Origin of the sequence: Pseudomonas svalbardensis (assembly GCF_030053115.1) — a bacterium.
Taxonomy (GTDB): Bacteria; Pseudomonadota; Gammaproteobacteria; order Pseudomonadales; family Pseudomonadaceae; genus Aquipseudomonas; species Aquipseudomonas svalbardensis.
In genome coordinates, this window is sequence record NZ_CP125619.1 from 4,615,855 (window position 1) to 4,632,445 (window position 16,591).

General features: G+C 53.6%; 13 protein-coding genes. 8 read left to right on the top strand and 5 right to left on the bottom strand.

The annotated features are described in order from the left end of the window. The first annotated feature begins 392 nt into the window (after positions 1-392). The 6 genes from QFX16_RS21295 (at position 393) to QFX16_RS21320 (ending at position 8,948) form a co-directional block, all read left to right on the top strand. Positions 393-656: a hypothetical protein gene (locus QFX16_RS21295; RefSeq protein WP_283181229.1), complete on the top strand. Its 264-nt coding sequence runs from the start codon at positions 393-395 to the stop codon at positions 654-656. 153 nt (positions 657-809) lie between these two features. Then, the gene (locus QFX16_RS21300) at positions 810-2,195 is read left to right on the top strand and encodes an IS4 family transposase (RefSeq protein ID WP_283181230.1); all 1,386 of its coding nucleotides are present in this window, start codon (positions 810-812) and stop codon (positions 2,193-2,195) included. Positions 2,196-2,474: 279 nt separating this feature from the next. Next, the gene (locus QFX16_RS21305) at positions 2,475-3,491 is read left to right on the top strand and encodes a hypothetical protein (RefSeq protein WP_283181231.1); all 1,017 of its coding nucleotides are present in this window, start codon (positions 2,475-2,477) and stop codon (positions 3,489-3,491) included. A gap of 784 nt (positions 3,492-4,275) precedes the next feature. Next, the gene (locus QFX16_RS21310) at positions 4,276-6,519 is read left to right on the top strand and encodes a type VI secretion system Vgr family protein (protein WP_283181232.1); all 2,244 of its coding nucleotides are present in this window, start codon (positions 4,276-4,278) and stop codon (positions 6,517-6,519) included. Positions 6,520-6,522: 3 nt separating this feature from the next. Beyond that, positions 6,523-7,812 carry a VRR-NUC domain-containing protein gene (locus QFX16_RS21315; RefSeq protein ID WP_283181233.1) on the top strand — a complete coding sequence of 430 codons (1,290 nt, stop codon included), beginning with the start codon at positions 6,523-6,525 and terminating at the stop codon, positions 7,810-7,812. Between the two features lie 11 nt (positions 7,813-7,823). Further along, a complete protein-coding gene (locus QFX16_RS21320; protein ID WP_283181234.1) occupies positions 7,824-8,948 on the top strand; it encodes a type VI immunity family protein in 1,125 nt (374 codons plus the stop codon). Positions 8,949-9,257: 309 nt separating this feature from the next. On the opposite strand, the gene QFX16_RS21325 is transcribed toward QFX16_RS21320, so the two are convergent. Continuing rightward, complete coding sequence (locus QFX16_RS21325; protein WP_283181235.1) at positions 9,258-9,623, bottom strand: histone-like nucleoid-structuring protein, MvaT/MvaU family; 366 nt, start codon at positions 9,621-9,623, stop codon at positions 9,258-9,260. A 771-nt stretch (positions 9,624-10,394) separates the two neighbouring features. Here QFX16_RS21325 and ycaC point away from each other — a divergent pair. Further along, positions 10,395-11,027, top strand: a complete 633-nt coding sequence (gene ycaC, locus QFX16_RS21330; protein WP_105348963.1) for an isochorismate family cysteine hydrolase YcaC — start codon at positions 10,395-10,397, stop codon at positions 11,025-11,027. A 174-nt stretch (positions 11,028-11,201) separates the two neighbouring features. On the opposite strand, the gene QFX16_RS21335 is transcribed toward ycaC, so the two are convergent. After that, positions 11,202-11,417, bottom strand: a complete 216-nt coding sequence (locus QFX16_RS21335) for a hypothetical protein (RefSeq protein ID WP_105348965.1) — start codon at positions 11,415-11,417, stop codon at positions 11,202-11,204. A gap of 559 nt (positions 11,418-11,976) precedes the next feature. Here QFX16_RS21335 and QFX16_RS21340 point away from each other — a divergent pair. After that, positions 11,977-12,309 carry a hypothetical protein gene (locus tag QFX16_RS21340; protein WP_283181236.1) on the top strand — a complete coding sequence of 111 codons (333 nt, stop codon included), beginning with the start codon at positions 11,977-11,979 and terminating at the stop codon, positions 12,307-12,309. 67 nt (positions 12,310-12,376) lie between these two features. Here QFX16_RS21340 and QFX16_RS21345 read toward each other — a convergent pair whose 3' ends face one another. The 3 genes from QFX16_RS21345 to QFX16_RS21355 are packed head-to-tail and all read right to left on the bottom strand — an operon-like array spanning position 12,377 to position 16,058. After that, a complete protein-coding gene (locus tag QFX16_RS21345) occupies positions 12,377-14,380 on the bottom strand; it encodes a DUF3732 domain-containing protein (RefSeq protein ID WP_283181237.1) in 2,004 nt (667 codons plus the stop codon). Next, entirely contained in the window at positions 14,377-14,838 is a 462-nt protein-coding gene (locus QFX16_RS21350; protein ID WP_283181238.1) for a three component ABC system middle component, read from the bottom strand. The genes QFX16_RS21345 and QFX16_RS21350 overlap by 4 nt, the downstream gene beginning before the upstream one ends. After that, positions 14,838-16,058 carry a hypothetical protein gene (locus tag QFX16_RS21355; RefSeq protein ID WP_283181239.1) on the bottom strand — a complete coding sequence of 407 codons (1,221 nt, stop codon included), beginning with the start codon at positions 16,056-16,058 and terminating at the stop codon, positions 14,838-14,840. Before QFX16_RS21355 ends, QFX16_RS21350 begins: the two co-directional genes overlap by 1 nt. Between the last annotated feature and the right edge of the window lie 533 nt (positions 16,059-16,591).

A 16,591-nucleotide genomic window follows, 5' to 3' on the forward strand; every position in this document is an offset into this window, starting at 1 on the left:
ACCTTCAGATTGACACTGCTTGAAACGACCCCCGCTTGAGCATCTCTGGGTATCCGCTTGCCCGGTGGATATGGGTGATCCCTACACGACAGCCTACATCAAACATCTCGAGCGTAAACTGCTCTGGGAGTATGTATGCACGTGGGGCCGCTATCCGGAGTGCAATCGTTCGTGATTACCAAGATATGAGGGGGGCGTTCGATAAGGGGATCTACGACTAGCCTAGACAGCCATGAAGAACGTAGAACTGTTCGAGTACAAGCTTTCCTTAGCTGAACCGAAGTACCAGCGCTACAGCTACTAGAATGAAGACAGCCACGCGGCCAATATAAATTCTTTTGCTGCTCGTTTTGTCTTCCATCACTACGACTCACTGAAACTCAGGATAGATAATGTCTTTTTATATGATCACCTACGGACTAACTCAAATTGATGAGTTGTACATTGGCAGAACCAACGAAGAGGCCGTTGCGAGTGCAAGAGGGCTCATTGATCAATGGCCCGAATACGCTGCCATGTCTGATGAAGAAATCATCGAGCTAGCAAAAGCTGATGAACTAGAGTTTGACCTTATTGAGATCCATGCCTCATGGCCAGGAGAAAATTTAGATTATCAGCAGCTAGTTAATATTTATGAGGCACAGCAAGGCGACTGACTTTTTGACCAAATAGTACAAATAGGGCAGATCTGAATGGCACTTACTTAGCTGCTAACCACTTGAGCTGAAAGCAAAAAATGAAGAAGGGCTGGTCTTGGTCTACGGTGATAGTTGCGAACACACCCCGACGAACCAAGGACACAGCCCCAAATGAATCGTAGACGTGAAATTCTCCAGCATCAACAGCAACGTTTTCATCGACACGCTTCGGACTGTGATGCCTATGCGTTTTTCAATCTCCTCACGTCTCCCGAGCTCTTACAGCGCGTCGAGTCTGCACTGCCGGAATATCGGGAGCGTCTGTTTCCGCCGACTGAAACGCTGTCCATGTTTCTGGCTCAAGCAATGAGTGCCGACCGTTCCTGCCAGAACGCCGTCAACGACTTGTCGATTAAACGGTCATGTGGCGGCATGAAGCCCAGTAGCACTCGCACGGGCGCCTACTGCAAAGCCAGAAAACGCCTACCTGTGGAAATGGTTTCTACGCTGGTCAGGCACACCGGTGCTTCGATAAGTGATAACGCACCCTCGTCGTGGCGCTGGATGGGACGGCCTGTACGGTTGGTGGACGGCACGACGGTCAGCATGCCCGACACTGCGGCCAATCAGGGTGCCTATCCGCAGTCACGCGGCCAGAAAGTCGGTCTTGGTTTTCCCCTGTGTCGCGTGGTTGGCATCGTTTGCCTTTCCAGCGGCGCCGTCTTGGATGCCGCCCTTGGGCGCTTCCGAGGCAAAGGCGGCGATGAGCAAACGCTGCTCAGATCAATGCTCGACACGCTGAAAACAGGCGACATTTTATTGGGCGACGCTTACTACGCTACCTACTTCTTGCTGTGTGAGTTGCAACGAAGAGGTGTCGATGGCGTGTTCGAACAATACGGTGCTCGACGGCGCAGCACGGACTTTCGCCTAGGGCAAAGTCTGGGTTCGGAAGATCACCTGATCGAATTGAAAAAGCCTGCAAGAAGACCGCCGTGGATGAGTCAAACGCATTACGAACAGGCGCCTGAAAGACTGACAGTGCGAGAGCTGAAGGCGGGTGGAAAGACTTTGGTCACCACGTTGCATTGCCCGAAGCAGACACCCAAAACAGCTCTCAAATCGCTGTACAAGGGTCGATGGCATGTCGAGTTGGATCTGCGCAATCTCAAAGCTACGCTAGGACTTGGAAAGTTAAGCTGCAAAACCCCAGGCATGGCAGTCAAGGAGTTATGGGTCTATCTGTTGGCACACAATCTGATCCGAATGCTCATGGCGCAATCGGCTCTGTTAGCGGATTGCTTGCCTCGCGAACTGAGCTTCAAACACAGCCTTCAGCTATGGCTGGCTTTGCGACAATATGGCAGCCCCGAAGACGAGGATGGCCTGTCGAATTTATTGATGTTGATTGCTCAGAGGCGCGTCGGGAATCGGCCTGGTCGTATCGAGCCGCGAGCCATAAAACGAAGACCTCAAGCCTACCCCTTACTGACCAAACCGCGTCGGTCAGCAAGGGCAGATGTCAGGAAAAATGGGCACGCAAAACATGTTAAGTAAGTGCCATTCAGGGCAGATCTTTTTTGTAGATTTCCCGTTCTGACCAGTCTCATCGAATCATCACCGATAGTATTGGGTCGCTCTCTGCCGGCCATGGTTACTAAGCATGATGGTCAAATCTGATGCAAATGGCTGGTCAGGACGAATGCAAACGGGTGGGAAGCACACCCCCAAACCGCATCGGGCAGCCTATTGGGTGCGGAAAAGCAACACAGCTCGGTGGGGGCGTATCTACGTTTCTGCCAAAATGGCGGTACTTAGCATAGGAGCGCTTCCGACATGTCTTTTTCGAACGCCCATCAAGCGGCAATGAAACAGCAGAGCAAAAAAGGCCGTTGCTTACACTTCAAGGATGGCACTCGGTGTAATGAAATAATCGCTGCGCACTCCATTCAGAAGCAAGGTCAACTGAGGTTGATTGCGGAGTCTGGGCACGTCTACCGGCTAAATTCGGACATTTCAACCCTCAAGGAATCTGGAGGGATACCGCTCCCCAAAAAAATAGGCGTGAACCGGGCATCTACCTTTGTGGGTATGTGCAAGCATCACGACAACAAGCTGTTTGAACCCATTGATAATAAACTGTTGTCATATGACCACGAGCAGGTCGCGCTCTATGCGTATCGAAGCATTTGCCGTGAGTATTTCGTCAAAGAGAATGCAGTAACCACTCTGGGCGAAATGAGGAGTTACCCGGGGTTGAGTTCTGCTCAGCAGCAGTTTCTTCAAGATGGTGTCGATGGTCACCTACTCGGCTTCGAGCGCCTCAGGCGGCACAAAGATATATATGATGCGTCGCTCGCACACCGCGATTTCGCGGGGTTTAAGTTCACGATTTTTGGATCGACCTCACGCTGCTCTCTTCAAGCCTCCGGGCTCATTTTTCCCGACTTCGACTTCAAGGGTCGCCCTTTGCAACACCTTGGCCTGCGCACCAACCAGATGGATCTTCTTACATTCTTTACTGCCCCCACTGAATGCGGTTGGGCGCTCGTACTTGCATGGCATGAATCCAGTGACGAAAGCTGCCTTAGACTCATGCAATCGTTAGTAGAAGAAGTGCGTCAAGGGTTAAAGCTCGAAGACATGCTGCTGCGTTTTTCTCTGGCCTGCTGTGAAAATCATGCCATCCGGATGTCCTGGTGGGACGAGTTGCCCGAACCGGCGAAGAAGCAGGCCACAGACATGATGGCAGTCATGGCAGACCCTACAGTCGCTGTTACTGCCGATTACCTAACCGGGGGATGCGAAGGATTAGCAGATTGGTCATTCGATAGAATTCAGGTTGCGTGCTAGCCGCCCGCTGACTCCCCGCCGGCACCCAATATCCGCACTAACTACACGTTAGGTTGGCCGATTCCCCATGAGCCGCCAACCTTCGCCGTATGACAGCGCCCCTCTTGCCCAGCAGGCGGCGCGAGTCCGAATCCGCATCTGAAACAAACAAAATGGATAGTCATGCTAGCCTGTTGACCACTGCCAAAACCAATGGAAAGCAGCGATGTCTCGAGAATGGTACGTAGCTGGCCGGGCTTATCAAAAGGCTCGTGACCCTGAGAGCCTGCTGATTGAGGAGCGCGCCAAAGCCCATGCTGAGGCCGGCTACCCGTTGCCAGAACTGGACTCTGCAATGAACGCCGAGGACATCTTACGGGAGGCTAAGCGAGCTGCTGGAAAAGGTGAGCCTGAATAGCCGACAGGACTCGACGGTGTCCGTACTTTCCATCCACTCATACTGCTACGCTCTCCTTCTTCCATGGAGGATTCGCGATGCAAACTCTGATCTGCTCCCTTGGAGGCAACGTGCGCGGTGCGCTGGACACGATCAGAACAAATGAAGAGTTCATCAACTTGACCCTCGCGGTGTTGATGGCGCCGGAGTAATTCATCCATATGTCGAAAGAAGCCTGTTGGGTAGTCACGGTCGAACAGGTTTCCACATCGAGATTATCGTTAACCTTGTAGAAACTGAGCAGATCGAGTTGCACTGACTCCCTGCACCAATTTTTACATTGAGGTTGTAAAGCAAATCCAGCACCATCCTTCATTCCTGAATCGTTCAATGGATGGAACTCAAGGCATGCTGGACGCAAACGCAACTCATATTTCCCTCAAGTTGGAGGGCATATCCGTTGACCTTCAGGTACTCAGCTTTGTCGGTCGCGAAGCCCTCAATCAGCCGTTCTGTTTCGACATTGAACTGGTCAGCGCCCGCCCCGATCTGAAGCTCGAACAGCTGTTGCACAAGACCGGCTGCCTGACCTTCGGCGCCACCGGCAAAGGCATCATCCACGGTCTGGTGTATCGCATCGAACAAGGCGATTCCGGCAAGAGCCTGACCCGCTACAGCATCAGTCTGGTGCCGCAACTAGCCTACCTGCGGCACAACCATAACCAGCAGATCTTCCAGCACCTCAGCGTGCCGAAGATCATCGCCCAGGTGCTTGAGGCCCGGGGCATTCTGGCCGACGCCTACAGCTTCCAGCTCGGCGCGATCTACCCCGAGCGCGTGTACTGCGTGCAGTACGACGAATCCGACCTGCACTTCATCCAGCGCCTGTGCGAAGAAGAAGGCATTCACTTCCACTTCCAGCACAGCACCAGTGGCCACAAACTGGTGTTCGGCGATGATCAGACGGTGTTCCGCAAACTCGCGCCCGTGAGCTACCAGCAGGATTCAGGCATGGCCGCCGAAAAACCGGTGATCAAGCGCTTCAACCTGCGCCTGGAAACCCGCACCACCCGCGTCAGCCGCCGCGACTACGACTTCGAAAAACCGCGCCTGCTGCCTGAAAGTGCAGCCAAGACCGCGTTCGCTCCAGACTTGGAAGACTACGACTATCCTGGCCGCTTCACCGACCGCGCGCGCGGCAAGCAACTGGCGACCCGCGCCCTCGAACGCCACCGTAGCGATTACCAATTGGCTGAAGGCAAAGGTGATGAACCAACCCTGCTCAGCGGGCACTTCCTGGCCCTCAGTGAACACCCGCGTGCCGAATGGAATGACCTTTGGTTGCTGCTGGAGGTGATCCACGAAGGCAAACAGCCGCAGGTGCTGGGTGAGAACATCACCAGCGACGTCACTCACAACAAAGACGACTTCCACCAGGGCTACCGCAACCGCTTCCTCGCCACCCCGTGGGACGCGCCATACCGCCCTGCGCTCGAACATCCGAAACCCAAGGCCCTGGGCAGTCAGACTGCCATCGTCACCGGCCCGCCGGGCGAAGAGATCCACTGCGACCAATACGGTCGGGTCAAAGTCCAGTTTTTCTGGGATCGCGACGGCCAGTCCGACGATAACACCAGTTGCTGGCTGCGCGTGGCCACTGGCTGGGCCGGAAGGGCCTACGGCGGCATCGCCATCCCGCGCGTGGGTATGGAAGTGCTCGTGAGCTTCCTCGAAGGCGACCCCGACCAACCGCTGATCACCGGTTGCCTGTACCACAAGGAAAACGTCGTCCCCTACGACCTGCCGGCGAACAAAACCCGCAGCACCTTCAAAACCCTGAGTTCACCGGGCGGCAAGGGCTACAACGAGTTTCGCATCGAAGACAAAAAAGGCGCGGAACAGATCTACCTGCACGCCCAGCGCGACTGGGACGAAAACATCGAGCACGACCAGAAAATTCGTGTCGGCAATGAACGGCATGACACGGTCGAAGCCAATGTATTCAGCGAGTTCAAGGTGGAAGAGCATCGCCTCACCCACCTTGACCGCAAGACCGAAGTGCGGGCGGATGATCACCTCACTGTCGCCGTGACTCAGCATCTGAAGGTCGGGGCGGCGCAGTTTGTCGAGGCGGGGCAAGAGATTCACTACCACGCTGGCGACAAGGTCGTGCTTGAAGGTGGCATGGAGCTGACGGCCAAAGCTGGCGGTAGCTTTGTGAAGATTGATGCCGGGGGCGTGACCATCAGCGGTGCGGAGGTCAAGACCAACTCGGGCGGTTCGCCTGGAGTTGGTACGGGCATTCGGATATTGGGGCCTCTTTTGCCTGGTCTAGCTGATAAGGACAAGTTCGGGAAACTGCTCGAAAATGCCCCACGCAGTCACAAAGCACGGTACCTGCTTCAGGACGAAAAAACAGGCGAACCATTAGTAGGAAGCCCTTACACATTGAAGCTGGCCGACGGCACGCGTATTGCCGGTTACACCAACGAAGAAGGAAAGACCTTTCTGGCCCATAGCACCGACCCGACCGAAGTGGAGCTGTTGACGCCAATTCGTAAGCCGGAGCCTGAAGAGCCATTGATCAGGGCGGGTGAAAGTGCTCCAAAGGAAATGACCCTGGACTTCAAAAACGCCAACTCGGAGGGCTGATACATGGCAGTCATGCAACCACCTCAAACGCCCCAGGGCTGTACTAACACCAGCATTGAAGGCACGATCAAACAGGCTCCACTGCCCAACCCGGACAACAAGCCTTACCTGATGGAAAAAGCGAATTACGCTTCGCGGTTTCCGAAGTTGTCTATCAAGAAAGCAAAGGACGGTGGTGTCACAGCTCTGGAGCTCAAACAACTTGTCATGAGTGGGTTGATCCGAGCAGACGAATATCGCTGGAATTTTCTCTGGGACTATAAAGCGGAAGTCTGCTTTGACATGGCATCCCTTCCACCCAAACCATTTCTCAGCTCCTCGTGGTTCGGCGAAGATGAGAAACCCGATCCATTGCGACGCCATACTTTATTTCCGTTTCCCAAAGGTTCGGTCAAAGGCTTACTGCGACGCCCGGACGTCATCATCGTAAAGAATCGGAGTATTCGCTGGCCGGGACAGGCCGGCCCTGATCATCAAGGTATTGCTCACCCGAATAATCTAGAACGTTTAGTGGAAGTGAAATTTCCAGGGGACGTGCTTGGAATGGCTCAGAGAGAGGCCTACTTAGACATCGCAGGAGGGCCGAACCGGTTCTCTGTTTTGGAAATTAGCGACTGCCGCGATGATGGTGATCGCGAACGAGATCGCCAGTACAACAGAGAGCACAAGCCAACCGGAGAATTTAATCCTCTACAATGGCCGGTGTTATTACCTCCCCGAAATCCTGATGAACCGCCAAGACCCGCGCCTCTTCCAGTCCCTGCGTATGGCCCAGCACCTACGTCCAGGCCTGCCCATGTTGAAAGCTGGACTCAACAAGTCCAAGAGGCTGTAGATGGCCTTCTGGAACAAGGAGCTCAAGGTATTCGGAAGCTCTCTCAGGAAGTACAACAACATCTCGAAGACGCCGCAACATGGCTTGGAGTCAAAGGTGAATGGGTGCGACGCGAATCGCAAAAAGCTTGGGAGTGGGTCAGCGAGACAGGGGCTCAGGTCATTCGCTGGACAGATGAGCAATTGAGAGCTATCTGGAAAGAAGTCCAACGCTATACAGACATAACTCTCGATATGCTTCGGCAGATCGATTGGGTACAGGTTTTGATCGACTTGGGGATCGCTGTAGCCACGGTAGTAATCGCGTTTGCCATTGGAGCCGCCTTTGTAGCAGCGGGTATTCCAGCAACCATTGTTGCCGGCTTATTGGTTATTGTGCGCCTGGCTCAGCTTTCATGGGCCTTGTTAGCCAGCATTTTGGGTGGTGCCGCCGTTACTGCAGCAGTTGCTGCCGGATAGAAGAGACGACTATGAATTCGTTGGAAAAATTGACTCACCAAGCCCCAAATTTAGCCTTTGAATTGCCGGATAACACACCAGTCGTAAGGCTTGGACTGATCGCTACTGTGTATTTCAAAGAAGGCTATTTGCTTGAAAACAAGAAAAAAGTCATGGAGTGCTTCGACCGTTTCAAGGAAGAGTTCGGCCAACACCTGAAAGGGCAATTTGATGGTCGCTATAAGAAACTGACAAACGAAAGTTTCAAAAAAACGACTATGAAGATTCTTGGAACTGATTCGAACGAACAATATGAGTGGCACATCAGTAGCGCTCCGACCGCAAGTGAGGCCGCTGAATACAGCCTTTCAGCATTGAACTCTTTTGAAGTCCATGGCGACCAGAAGCGCTCGTATTTGAAGATCACTTTGCCTTGGGCTTTGCTGCAGGAAGCTGACGGTGCCGCTCGATATCAGAACTGGCTGGTTTACCTTTGTAACCAGGTTAGGGCTGAACATGGTTATGGCGGCCTGTCCAGCGTTCTACCCTATGACTTCGATAGCTACATGCCTATGGAATTTCAGCTTGCTCAGCAGTTCTCCGGACTTGAAGTAGATTCTATGGTACACAACTTTAAGCGAGAACTACTTGATCACATTAAGGGGGTGAACTGGTACACCGTTCTTGGAAAGCAGTTTGTGGAGCGGCTCGGGGGCGAAGACCGACTACGTCATGCTTTTGGTGGGCGTGGCGATGTAGAAGTATTGAGATACGAGAACGGACTGATCATCCGTGCGGGTGACCTCCCCCAGTTGGGCGCAGAAAATGAACAGCTTCCCTCTGCCTATGTGGCGGTCAATCGAGTCGTAAAATCGTTGCGCATCCCTAATCCAGATCAACTGCACACCTACTCCCCTTATGGAAACTGCTTCGAAGAAGGCAGCACAGCCCGCTGGTACGCTCGCTTCGACCAAGAAGATAGTCAATCAAAAGCTCCCGCACGCCTTGAGGCCGGTCAGCCATGCAGCGTGGCAGGTTACTGGTTCAGTCCAGCTCAATCCGACTCCCGACGTTATTTCACTCAGGGAGAAATCCTGCCGAGTTTCAGCGGCTCAAGCTGGGGCGATACGCTTTGGTATTGGTCGGGTGAGAAGTAACACTATGGCGGTTGCCGGTCAGAGGTCACTTCCGAAGGCTGGCAACGCGTCGCCATACCCGCTAGCGAATTTCTAACGGCCTAGTACGTTGAAATGCATCCGAGTCAAAGCAGCAAGAGGTTGATCGGGGCGACGCGTTTGCCCAAGCTCCATGGCTGTATGCACGCAGAACAGATGTCTAACCCTCGGGATGACTTGTACTCCATATGTAAGAAATTCAGAGGCAACACCCAGGCTCACGCTCAAAACCGACCTAGATAAGCGTTAGCAAAAAGGGCGCATAAACGCCCTTTTGTACTCAAACCGAATTCACTTGGTCAGCCAAGACTCGACCGTGTCCGCACCAAATTGTGCTTTCCACTCTTTCAACGTTTTATGGTTGCCGCCTTTGGTTTCTACAACTTCGCCAGATTCTGGATTCTTGTAGACCTTCACCTGGCGTGGCTTGCGAGTGGTGCTCTTCGACTCAGCAGCGGGTGCGCGACGACCTGCCTTTGGATCAAGTAGGTTGACGATGTCTTTTAAGCTGAAGCCGTACTTCGCCAATAAGGCATGGAGCTTTGTTTCGAATTCGATTTCAGCCTTCAAGCCCGCGTCACCTTTCAGGGCTTCGAGTGCTTCAAGCTGTTCAGCTAGGTGTTTTTCGAGCTGGCGGAACTCTGCGAGCTTGGACATGGGAAATCTCTCCGTGATTGTTATTCTAACGTTACACCACAAACTCCGATTTGCATGAAGTAAGTGCGGTTATTTTGCTCATTAGGTCGTATCCGTTGCGGGGTTCACACTTGAGCGAACATCCGTAAATAGACATTTGGCGACCAGGAAAGGTTCGTAATATCGAAAGGGAACATTGGTGTGATGCGCAGCATCTGAATCTGGTTTGCGGAACGGAGTTGCCAACGGAGGTGTCGTTTGTATTAGACACCTTTGTGTCGAAATCCCGTTCAGCTAGAGAGGAAGTTTTCATGAACAATATCATCTACATCGTTGGGGCAGTGGTGATCGTCCTAGTTATCCTGTCGTTTGTAGGCCTTGTATAGCCTGCCAGCTAAGAATCGTTTTGGTGACCGGATGCGGTCTAGTACGAGCCAAGTCATGACACGCCCGGCAGCGCCTCGTCGACGAATTCAAAGGCGCCGAGTGACTATTACTCCCTATACCGAATGGTACCGCTCCTTGAGCAACGAAATTTCTAAAGCTTTAGTGCCGAGATATTCCTAAGTGCTCCTGTCTGCCCCAAGAAGACGTTTGCTCTGCCGTGATCCTTCACGCGCTCCCTCCTCTCTTCGCTAATGCCCGCCAGCTCACATGCGTAGGCTCTGAGTTATTGTCCCATCTGAGTTGACAGTCAAACCGTTTTCACCCTCTTTTTCCCCATTTCGTAGATCATTAATCTAAGCCCATGTTGAACGACGCCACTTACCCCTCTCGATAAAGGATTTCATCATGAGCAACGCCACTTACAACCGCCTGAACAAAGACGACGCCGTAGTGTTGATGATCGACCACCAGACCGGTCTGATCTCGCTGGTGCAGGACTTCTCGCCCAACGAGTTCAAAAACAACGTGCTGGCCCTGGCTGACGTGGCCAAGTTCTTCGAACTGCCAACCGTCCTGACCACCAGCTTCGAACAAGGCCCCAATGGCCCACTGGTACCAGAGCTCAAGGAAATGTTTCCAGATGCGCCTTACATTGCCCGTCCTGGGCAGATCAACGCCTGGGACAACGAAGACTTCGTCAAGGCGATCAAGGCGACCGGTCGCAAACAGCTGATCATCGCCGGCGTGGTGACCGACGTTTGCGTGACCTTCCCGACGCTGTCGGCCCTGGCTGAAGGGTTTGAAGTGTTCGTGGTCACGGATTCTTCCGGCACCTTCAACACCACCGTGCAACAGGCGGCGTGGAACCGCATGACGCAAGCCGGTGCGCAAATGATGAACTGGTTCTCGGTAGCCTGCGAGTTGCAGGGCGACTGGCGCAACGACATCGAAGGCCTGGGCAACCTGCTGTCCCAGCGCATTCCGAACTATCGCAACCTGATGAACAGCTACTCGGCATTAGCAGCGCGCCAAGCTTAAGTCGGCCTGGCAATTGCGAAAGCGCATACAACAAAGGGCCCTCGAAGGGCCCTTTGTTTGTACTCAAAAGGAAATCACATGGACAGCCGAGGCTCGACATTGACGGAGCTGCCATCCGTACCGGCGCCAAACATACGGTGAGTTCAACCAGTCCGCTAAGTCGCGGGCGGTCAGTCACGCGAATTTGATGGCGCCGCCCTGGAAGTCGTCGCGCGCCAATCGCAGGTCATCGGCGTCCTGATTGAGCCGGTGAACCAAGTTGAGCAGTCGTTGCCGCAACACCTCGTCCGTGAGCTGCTCAGTTGCACGCATAACATCCAGCGCAGCGCGCTCATTGTTGGTAGCGACGGAGTCGAGCAGTTTGCGCATGCTTCTTGATGGCCGATTCATCTCTAGCACCTAGGATTCCAATGACGCGAATCATACGGCCAGATTATTTCGCCAGTGTTTCAACTACGAGGGCTGGCTCGCAGGCACCGGCTGAGTCGTCGTTGGAAACTCTAAACTATTGGATCGAGCTACCGGTTTCAAAGCGATCTGCAGCCTAAAGAAGGTTTCCACATTGCGTTCCGGTGCTCAAAACCATAGCCTCATAAAATTGCTGAATGTGCTAGTGGCAAATGATCATCGACAAGGAGAGCAGGATGACGACTACGCAAAGGAGAGAAGTATGAGCCTAGCAATGACCATTTTCAGTATGTTTGCTGCTTGGGTGGCGGTAGCGATTGCCATGCTGTGGGGAGTATTGCGAATCGCACGTCGACACCACCCGCAAATCATCCAGAGAACTCCCGGTGAGGTTTCTTGGCAGAGAGACTCGTCGATGCCCAGAGCCAGCATCTAGCTGAGCGTCATTCTAATACCAAGTCAGAAGCCCAAATCGGGAGTGCATCGGTTGCGGTGCTTTTCGAGCCAGAACGCTGCACTGAGTCGGCACGGAGCTTCCGAAATGAATCTCACGACACCTGACGGTCGCTACTTTGTAATCAAAGGACAGCTGTGGCGTTGCAGTAACCCATCGCTGAGTGAGGATGTGCGGCAGAAATTGGTCAACGACTTGATGGCGGCGCGTCGTGAGGTAAAGGAAGCGAAAGCTTCTGGCGATCCTGGGCAGTTGTCGGCGCTAAGGGCAAAGGTGCAGAAGGCCAAGGTAGCACTCGGGGAGCGCGGGCCGGTTTGGTGGAACGATGGAAGCCCTGACTTCAATAAGTGTCAGGTCGCCAATACACCCTATGCTGACTGGTATCTCTCACTGAGTGCCGCAAACCCTCCAGCGAGTTGACCGCAGCCCCAGCTACAATTCGCACGATACCGGCCAAGGGAGCGACCTCCCCTGGCAACGTCTCAGGTTACTCCGCGATCAGGCCCTTGGTTCTCCACCGAGCGCGAACGAAATTCTCAAAGACATAGTTGCCCTGCAGCGGCAACTTATCGGCGTGGTCGCACACGATAATCTGCGGCATGACGCCGGTTTCTTTGAGCGTCACATCGCAGAATCTGGCCAGGTTGGTGAACATCTTCGAAACAGCGTCTACATCCTCGTCGACAGTCTTGGCAGTCTTTCTATCCCCACGCAGATCATCTGCTTTGAATGCATCAGAATCATCTGTTGAGGGAAAATAGACCTGTGTCGGCTGATCAAGGAATAGGATCGGCGGCACCTTACATTTGGGATAAGCCGCAAACTGATAGTGCAGCGCCATGAACAGTGTCAAATGCGAATACAACCAGTTGGCTCCGCTGCCCATCGAGCGCAGGAATACCTTTTTGAAGTGGCCACCAGCGATGGGCCGCTCATGCCAAAGATCGAAGGTTTCTACGTCAAATTTTAAAGAGCCCGTTTTATAGGTTTCCTCGAAGTCGAAGTCCTTTCCGAAGGTTTTCATTTTTTTGTTGATATCGTTCTGAAGTGCCCACAGCTTTGACTCAACGTCGTACTGGGACATAAGCCCATCAAACCTATCAACTTCTTTTTGCCAGAAATCCGCCATACCCGTTGCCTCGGATGGGGGATTCGCGATGCGCTTTTCAATGGCGAGCTCGAGCTTGATTTTGGCCTTCTGAGCGGCGCCATCGGCAGACTTTGATTTCTCCAGCCGATCCGCTTCATCGTCTAGGGGCTTCAGCGCCTTCTCTACGAGCGCGAGTTCCTTGCGAAGCTTTTTGATCTCTTCATCAATCGCCCGGCTCTCCTCACCGAACCCTTCCCGCGCGTAGGTCGAGACCTTGAGCTCACCATTCAGCCAGTGGATCGCTGCCGACAATTTGTTGGCTTCGTCCTCAGCCACATCCGATTGCGATGCGCAAACGGGACAGGCCGCGTGTTCAAGGTTGGTCGTCGTAGGGATGGGCAACGCGGTCACTGATTCCGCGAAACCCGACGCCTGCTGAGTAGATACTTTCAGCAGATAGCGAGTATTGAGCGCCTTCTGAATACTGGCCATCAGTACGGCTTTCTGCTCGCGCAGTTCAGTCCGCCTGGTTTCAAAAGCACTGGACTGGCCATCAACTCTGACAGAGAGACCTGTGAGGCGCTCCAACGCTGGCTTGGGCTTCGCCAATATTTCCTCAGGTGTGAGTTCTGTCAGCGGCATACCGGCGAACGCTTCGTACTCCTTCAACAAGGTTGCGAAGTCAGAAAGGTAATCTTCCTTGATCTTGTCCTGCTTTGGTATCTGAGCCTTAGCACGCTTGAGCTCATACAGGGCCTCGGTACGGAGCTTCGCAAGATCGAAGTAATCCTCCCCAACGATATCCATGAAGATCTTGAAGTGATCAATTGCCTGGTCACGTTTGCGCTTCTCTTCGAACCGGTAGAAAACCGCATGCCGGTTGGCCACCAGGTTCTGATGCTGCAGCATAAACGACGGGAAGCTGCGCACCGAAGGTGTGGCGCTCCACTTGCCGGTCATCTCCTGCTGCAGCGGATCTGTGTCGATGTTCTCCAGCGTGACACCGAAGTAGCGCCCTAGGCTCTTAAGGAAGTCGGCCTTGGGTTGGTAGAAATTAGAAGTGAAGAACGTATCCACGTCTTCGATGAGCTGGAGCACATTGTCCACCGCCTGCCCGGAAATCTCGCGTAGAAAACACCGGTTGCTGGCCACCGCTCGCCCCGCGACAACCGCCATGCTCGGGAAACGCAGCACGGTAAAAAATGTCTTCGCACGATCCGTGATAATACCCTCCGGGATCGTGTCCTCGGAGCTCCCCAGGCAGTAATCAAAAATGTCGAGGATCGCACTTTTACCTTTGGAGGACTTGCCGGTCACAATATTGAGACCAGGCTCAAAGGGGACGTGGTGGACGTTATGATCACTGTCCACGACACCGATGTATTGTACGTAACACTTCATAGCGATTTGAGCCCCAACATCCTGTAAATTGAAACAACGTTTTCGCCAGACAGCACCATGGCCAGTTTCTGGCTGTACCTCAGCAACGACTTATCCGAGTTGACCGACTGCGGCTTCTGGAGCGATCGAACGGACAGCTCGGACGTGATTTCCAGACTTTTTTCAGCGGCCAGGATAAGCAAGGAAGCGTTGGTGATCGGCTTGAACTCCTCAACACGAAGGGCCAACCCAATGAGCCTTTCCGAGTCTGAGGCCATCGTCCGAAGTGAACTGTCCCGTCGCGCCCTGTGCAGGAAGGCATGCATCGGCTTGTAGGTGACGAGGGGAAGGATCAGGTAGCTGAGCAGTACATCCTTTTCGACCGGCTCCCAGTGCTGATAGAAGCTCTGGATAACAGGCGCGAGCGCAAAAGGTGTTCTGTGCAAGGTATACAGGTGATCAGAGACTTGAGTGGTCATCACCACAGCCTCCAGTGAAATTCGTCATCCTCATCCTCGGGCTTCTCTCCTGCGAGCATGTGATAGATGCCATTGCGAAATTCGGGCATCGTGTGTTCCAAGCCGCAGAACGGTTCAGGGGGCAAACCATTACGCTCAAGGAAGAACATCATGGATCGGGTACTCAGCTGGGTTGAACAGGTAACCCCCGTGCAGCCGAGCATCGCCGCATCACGCCCGTATTGGTGCTGTGTAAGATGATTGCTGAGGTAGAGATCCACCATTGGTTTGAAGAGCACGCCATCCGTGTACAGATCGGAGATCGTCGTCTGGGCAACCACTCGATGCAGAGCTGCCCGCTTCAGGTACTGCTCTCCGCCAATTTCTGTGATTTTCTGAGCAAACGGCATGGGCCGAATTTCTTCGACATCGACGCTCTTCTTGAGCGCCGCCATATCCACTGGGGGAAAAGTTTTCGGATGCTTCATGTACCGATGCGTAAGCTCTGACAATTTGTCAGTAAAAGCTTGATGGGTGATCTTCCACCCCTCGATCACTAGCTCTGGGCTGCACATGAAGCCCAACAGCTCATAGATGAACTGCTGGTATTTGGACGGTCGAATGGGCTTGAGATGACGGGTCTCGTAGGTCTTGAGGCGTTGCTCCAGTGACTCGGCGCCTGTTGTGATGTGCATCCGCTCCAGCACTTCCATCAATGCGCCACGGCGGTCAAGAGTCATCACGTACTGTTGAAGCGACTGGGACTTCGAGGGCTTGGAAATGACCTCCCCGGCCTCGGACTCCTTCTTCGCCTTGTTGCCGGCACTGGCTTGAGAGGATGCAACGATACTCTCCATGATCGAAAGCCGCTCGGCGGGAGTGGCCGTGTTCCATCCCTTGAGCAGGGTTTGCGCTCCGAACTCCTGCGTCGTCAGCAGCACCAGGCTCTTGAAGGAGGTGCGATCAAAGTTTTCATGTAGCCAGTTTTTCAGGGTGTTCCAGAAATTGGCATGGCTATCCGTGAGGTTATCGGTGTAATGCTTGACCTCTGTCTGGCTTTTTCCAGGAACCGTGACATCTCCTAGGACTTCGAGCCACAGGCACTCGTCAGGTGCCAGGTCATAGCAATGCTCCACGGCAACGAGCAGCTGGTACTGAAGCGCCTTGAACAGGAGCGTCGCATCGAACGGCAAGGGTGCGTGACCGGGTAGCGTCGTATTCGGGTGTTGAGTCGTATCCATACATAATCCAATGTTGGGCATGGCTTCCCTGACCAGCGACTCGCTTAGCAGACCGAGCACACGCATCGCTTCTTGATACGCGTCAGCAAATCAACGCAGGGCACCGGCCCGGCGTCGGCGTTGGGTAGATAACCGTTATTCCAATACTGTATATAAATACAGTATTTGTTTGACATTTGGACATATGCTACCAGCAGTTCAGCTCGTAGTCGCGCAAAGCCATTACAGGTGCTTGTCGACCTTCGCGGCCCACAGCTTCCGCCGCAGCCATCCGAAGCTGCGATGAAAAATCGAAACGTAGTCCTGTGCTTTAGGCAAGCGGAGCGCGCAGTCCGCCCGGCCGAAGACGTGAGGATGGAAGCCCGCCAGGGCCAAGACACGTAGGGGCTTGGTTCAACGACAGCCGTCCCCGGAGGGGCACGCCTTGACCTCCTAACAAACAATTAAATACTCGCTCAACATTCACTGCCACATCGAAGACACTTATTATCAGTGCAACTTCGTTGTGAATAAGTTAGTAGATTAGATATTGT